We start from the raw sequence: 5672 nt of genomic DNA, 5'->3' as shown, positions 1-5672 counted from the left end.
TTGAAAAAGGATTTCCACCTGAAAATATCAATACGGAGGTTTATTTTTAATGTTAAACAAAAGAAAATCAATTTATAATAAAACCTGAACTTCAAAATTAGCTTTGAAATACTTTCTGTTAACATTAGGATGTCAGATGAACATTTCCGACAGTGAGCGGGTAGTCAGGGTATTGCATGAAAACGGATTCCGCCAGGCAGAGCGGGAAGAAGATGCTCAGTTGCTCGGAATTTTAAGCTGTTCGGTCAGGCAGAAGGCCATCGATAAGGTATATTCGCGTATTTCACGTTGGAATAAATGGAAAAACAAAAAAAGCTTACTGACTTTTGTAACCGGCTGTATTTTACCCGAAGACAGGGAAAAATTCCTGAAACTTTTCGACCTTGTATTTCCTGTCAGCGAGCTGAACGAATTTCCTGAAATGCTCCGGCAATACGGGGTAGTAACCTCATTTTCCCATCAACATCGGGAACATGTTAAACCTACGCCTTTACCTTCCATGACACCATCACCTGCCGTTATCTGGAAAGGAATGAAAGAAATGAATATCCACATTGAGGAATTCTGGGATATTCGTCCGGAATATGAATCGTATTTTGAAGCTTATGTGCCAATTCAGAATGGCTGCGATAAGTTTTGTACTTTTTGTGCTGTGCCCTATACCCGCGGACGTGAGGTTTCCCGCTCATCAGCCGAAATACTCGAAGAAGTGGATAAACTTATTCAAAATGATTACAAGTCAATTACTTTGCTTGGTCAGAATGTCAATTCTTATGGACTCGACAAGAAGGGAGAGGAATTAAATTTTGCTCAGCTGCTGCGGGAAATAGGGGAAATGGGTAATCGTTCAGGTAAAGAGTTCTGGGTGTATTTTACTTCACCGCACCCGCGTGATATGAGTTTCGAAGTGATTGACATCATTGCACAATATCCTTGCCTGGCCAGGCAGATTCATCTTCCGTTACAATCAGGGGATGATCAGGTGTTGATTCGCATGAACAGGAAACATTCGGTGGCCAAATATCTCGAAATAGCAAATTATATCAGGGAAAAAATTCCTCAGGTAACCCTTTTTACCGATATTATTGTGGGATTCACGGGAGAAACAGATGCACAGTTTGAAAACACGAAGAAAATCATGGAGCTGCTGAAGTTTAACATGGCTTATATTGCCATGTACTCACCCCGCCCGGGTGCAGCAAGTTCACGCTGGGAAGATGATGTTTCTATGGTGAAGAAGAAGGAAAGACTGCATATTTTATCGGAAACACTCAGGAAATATGCTTATGAATATAACAAGCAACTTATCGGGCAAAAAGTAAAAGTTCTGGTTACAGGCCGCGACAGGAAAGCCGGTTATCTTTCAGGACATACCGAAGGAAGGATTGTCGTTAGGTTTCCATCGGATAATGAATATCTGATAGGAAAAATAATTGATTTGGAAATTACATCTGCTTCAGAATTATCGGTTGAAGGAGCGCTTGTGTACGAGAAAGTATAAGTTTTCAGAGTTAAAGACGGAAAGTGAGAATATTTGGCAAATGAACTTGATTTAACGGGGATGAAAAGAAAAAGAATAGCATTTAAAACCCTGGGTTGCCGGTTGAACCAGTTCGAAACCGATAGTATTGTTTCCCGGTTTCACCATGCTGATTATCAGATAGTGGATTTTGAAGAAGAGGCTGATGTCTATGTGGTGAATACCTGTACGGTTACCAATCATAGCGATGCCAAATCGAGGCAGGCAATGAATTTTGTCAGGAGGAAAAATCCGGATAGTATTCTGGTACTGACAGGCTGCATGGTAAACAACTACAAGAGTCATCCTGAAAATTTCAGGGATGTTACGTACTTCATTGATAATGAACATAAGACAAGCATTTTTAATCTGGTGGATGCTCATCTCAATGGTGAAATGCTTTCACCGGAAAGTTTTCTTCCGTCAAAGTTTGATTTTTTACCGGCACAAAAGACGCTTCATACCCGGAGTTTTATCAAAATCCAGGATGGATGTGATAACTTCTGTACCTTTTGCATTGTCCCCAAAGTCAGGGGGAGGGCAGTCAGCCGTCCTGTCAGGGATGTGCTTGAAAACATCCGGAAAGTGCTTGATTTTGGCTTCAAGGAAATTGTATTGACAGGGGTGAATATTGGCCGTTATGAGGCAGAGGGTGTGAATTTTGAAAAACTGACCGAAAAGATTCTTGAAATACCCGGAGATTTCAGGGTCAGGATTTCTTCAATTGAGCCTGACGGCTATGGTGATTATTTTTATGACTTGCTGCGTCATCCGAAACTTTGTCCTCACCTGCATCTTTGCCTTCAAAGCGGAAGCGATCGTATATTGTTGCAAATGAGGAGAATGTATTCCCTGAAGGAATATCTTGACGTGATTGATAAAATCAGAAAACGCATACCTGACTTTAATTTTACTACCGATATGATGGTGGGTTTCCCGGGTGAAAGCGAAGAAGATTTTGAACAAAGTATCCGTGTTATAAAAGAAGTGGGATTCAGCCACATACATACCTTTAAATATTCAGTCAGGGAAGGCACAAGGGCAGCCAGAATGGAAAATCAGATTCCTGAAAAGGTAAAGACGGAAAGAAGCAAGATTGTCAGAAAACTGGCAGAAGAGAATAAAGAAAAATATTACAGATCATTTAGAGGAAAAACTCAGCGTGTGCTTGTCGAAAAGATGGTCAGGGGTAAAGTTGCCAAAGGATATGGAGAACATTTTGTCCCGGTAGAATTTTACGCAAACACTGATGAAACCAATATCTTCAGAAATGTTTCAATTGAGAAAACAGAGAAAGGGATTCTGAAAGGAAAAATGATTTACTGATAAGGCTTTAATGAACAGTGAGTTACAAGTCAATAGCATCTTCATAAAAGGTTTTGAGTCTGTTTTTTGTTTCATAACGGCTGATGGCCAGTTCAATCAGTTTTGAAATAAGTTCTTTCTGTGGAATGCCACTTAATTCAAACAGGCGAGGGTACATGGAGATATTTGTAAATCCCGGGATGGTGTTGATTTCATTCACCAGCAACCTGTCGGGGGTCAGGAAAAAATCGACACGGCTCATACCTTCACAGTCCAATGCACGGAATGCCCGAATGGCAATATTTTTCACTTTTTCCATGGTTTTATCGTCAAGGCGAGCGGGGGCTTCCAGCTTAGTTTTGCTTTCCTTGGAGTATTTTTCTCTGTAGTCATAAAATTCCGTAATTATTTCTCCGGCCACAGATGCAACAGGCTCTTCATTGCCTAATACAGCAACTTCAATTTCGCGTCCCTTGATGTATTCTTCAACCAGAATTTTATTGTCATATTCAAAGGCCAGATTAATGGCTTTTTCGAGTTCATTTTCATCTTTAGCTTTACTGATACCAACAGATGAGCCAGCTCTGGAAGGTTTGACGACAAGCGGAAGACCCAGATAATCAATGATTTCTTTCAGGATGAAATTTTCATGCCGGAGCAGACAGACATAATTCGCTACATCCAGCCCCGATTGACGGAAGAGTTTTTTACTGATTTCCTTATCCATGGCATTGGCACTACCGGCTATTCCGGGACCGACATAAGGTATTCCGGCTGTTTCAAACAATCCCTGAACACTGCCGTCTTCTCCGTTCGGGCCATGTAAAACAGGAAAAACTGCAGCCAGATCAAGATTTTGGTGATTACCGTTAATAATAGCCAATCCTTTTCCATCCATGCGAAGTACGAGCTTTTTTAAATCTGAGGTTGCCGGTTTACCCGATTGCAATGTGTCCTCATTTGCCAAAAACCATTGACCGTTTTTATCAATGTAAATCAATACCGGACAATATTTTTGCCTGTCCAGATTTTTAAAAACATTACCTGCTGAAATGATGGATATTTCATGCTCTGTGGACTTGCCGCCAAAAATAATTCCGACATTTTTAACCATAAAATTATATTCATTTTGAGTGCAAAGTAAATAGAAGTGAGATTGTCCACTGTTGATATTTATTCACATAGCTGTATCCGGAAAAATAACTTTAATAAATTTGCCGCCACAAAACAGCAAGGTATAAATCAATCAATGATTATTTTAGGCATTACAGGGACAATAGGAGCAGGGAAAGGAACTATTGTTGACTATCTGGTGAAGCATTATCATTTCAGGCATTACTCTGTCAGGGAATATCTTAAGGAAGAGATTGCCAGAAGGGGATTGCCGCTTAACCGCGACAGCATGGTGGAAGTGGCCAATGATTTAAGAGCAAAACATTCGCCTTCCTATATCATTGAACAATTGTACGAGCAGGCGGCTCAAAGCGGAGAAAACTGCATTATCGAAAGTATCAGAACACAGGGAGAAGTTGAAATGCTTCGTCAGAAACCATCCTTTTTTCTGTTTGCTGTTACAGCCGATCCTGAAATAAGGTATCAGCGCATACGCCAGCGGATGAATGAAACAGATAACATCAGTTTTGAGGAGTTTCTTGAAAATGAAGAGCGGGAAATGAATTCAAAAGACCCCAACAAACAAAACATTTCCTATTGCATTTCGCAGGCAGATTTTTTACTCAGCAACAATGGAACAATTAATGAGCTTGAAAATAAACTGGAATTAATACTTCAAAAAATACTTGACAAAAATGACTGAAGAAAAGCATGTTCGTCCATCGTGGGATGATTATTTTCTTGAAATTGCCCGTACCGTAGCCACCCGTGCCACCTGCGACCGTGGCCGTAGCGGGTGTGTTATTGCCCGCGACAAACAAATACTCGTTACCGGTTATGTGGGAGCACCGACAGGTCTGCCTCATTGCGATGATGTCGGGCATCAGATAAAAAAAATTATTCATGAAGATGGCAGCGTATCGCAGCATTGTGTCAGGACGGTGCATGCAGAACAAAATGCCATCACCCAGGCAGCAAAACTCGGCATCTCCATTCACGGAGCAACATTGTATTGTAAAATGACTCCTTGCCGCACCTGCGCCATGCTGATCATCAATTGCGGGATTAAAAGGGTGGTTTGTGAAAAAAAATACCATGCAGGAGCTGAATCCGAAGAAATGTTCAGACAAGCAGGAGTGGAACTGGTATTTAAACATGAGGAAACGGAAAGATATGATAATCAGTAATTAATGGAGCCACTTTCAATGTTAAAAGCTATCATAACATTCATTCTGAATTTTTTTCTCTTAACAGTATTGTTCGGACAATCACTGACCATATACACCATACCCCCACCCAAGCCGCTTAACTGGAAATCTCCGCATCACCTGCTTACTTCTCTTGGGAAAAATTATATGGCCAAAAAGCCCAGACAATATCCGAGGCGTGAGATCGGCCATGTGTTCGTTGAGATTATTGACCATGGCGATTCACTTTATACTTCCATCACATCCGTTGACGATGAATGTTTTGAAGATGTTGTGGTGAAAAAGAAAGGGATGGCGGTTTTATTTAAAAGATATGCAGGAGGGCACGAAAATCCTGAAGAAATCAAGCGGGAAATCAATAAAAGGTCGGAGGATGGCAGAATTGCCTTTATCAGGTTTTTGATAAATGATTCAGCAGTGGTTCATTTGCATCATTTTATCGATTCATTTCAGTTGCTTGGCTATGATAAGATTTATGGTGGGATGAATGATCCGAGGAAAGGAAAAGGTGCAGGGTGTTCATCTTA

6 protein-coding genes are annotated in these 5672 nt (G+C 40.8%); 5 read left to right on the top strand and 1 reads right to left on the bottom strand.

Translation table 11 applies throughout. The features are described 5' to 3' along the window. The first annotated feature begins 103 nt into the window (after positions 1–103). On the top strand, positions 104–1501 hold the full coding sequence (miaB, locus tag GX437_06200; GenBank protein NLJ07244.1) for a tRNA (N6-isopentenyl adenosine(37)-C2)-methylthiotransferase MiaB: 1398 nt from the start codon (positions 104–106) through the stop codon (positions 1499–1501). Positions 1502–1561: 60 nt separating this feature from the next. Next, positions 1562–2845: a tRNA (N(6)-L-threonylcarbamoyladenosine(37)-C(2))-methylthiotransferase MtaB gene (mtaB, locus tag GX437_06195; protein ID NLJ07243.1), complete on the top strand. Its 1284-nt coding sequence runs from the start codon at positions 1562–1564 to the stop codon at positions 2843–2845. A gap of 22 nt (positions 2846–2867) precedes the next feature. Here mtaB and GX437_06190 read toward each other — a convergent pair whose 3' ends face one another. Beyond that, positions 2868–3938, bottom strand: a complete 1071-nt coding sequence (locus GX437_06190) for a D-alanine--D-alanine ligase (GenBank protein ID NLJ07242.1) — start codon at positions 3936–3938, stop codon at positions 2868–2870. 36 nt (positions 3939–3974) lie between these two features. Between GX437_06190 and GX437_06185 the strand changes: the two genes are divergently transcribed. From GX437_06185 to GX437_06175, 3 genes are all read left to right on the top strand, one after another. After that, complete coding sequence (locus GX437_06185) at positions 3975–4640, top strand: AAA family ATPase (GenBank protein NLJ07241.1); 666 nt, start codon at positions 3975–3977, stop codon at positions 4638–4640. Continuing rightward, the gene (locus GX437_06180) at positions 4633–5124 is read left to right on the top strand and encodes a cell division protein DedD (GenBank protein NLJ07240.1); all 492 of its coding nucleotides are present in this window, start codon (positions 4633–4635) and stop codon (positions 5122–5124) included. Before GX437_06185 ends, GX437_06180 begins: the two co-directional genes overlap by 8 nt. 18 nt (positions 5125–5142) lie before the next feature. Continuing rightward, a partial coding sequence (locus tag GX437_06175) for a hypothetical protein (protein ID NLJ07239.1) occupies positions 5143–5672 on the top strand: 530 nt, incomplete at its 3' end.

It is taken from the genome of Sphingobacteriales bacterium (genome assembly GCA_012517435.1).
In the GTDB taxonomy this organism is placed as follows: Bacteria; Bacteroidota; Bacteroidia; order CAILMK01; family JAAYUY01; genus JAAYUY01.
This window is presented reverse-complemented; position numbering and strand designations above follow the sequence as displayed.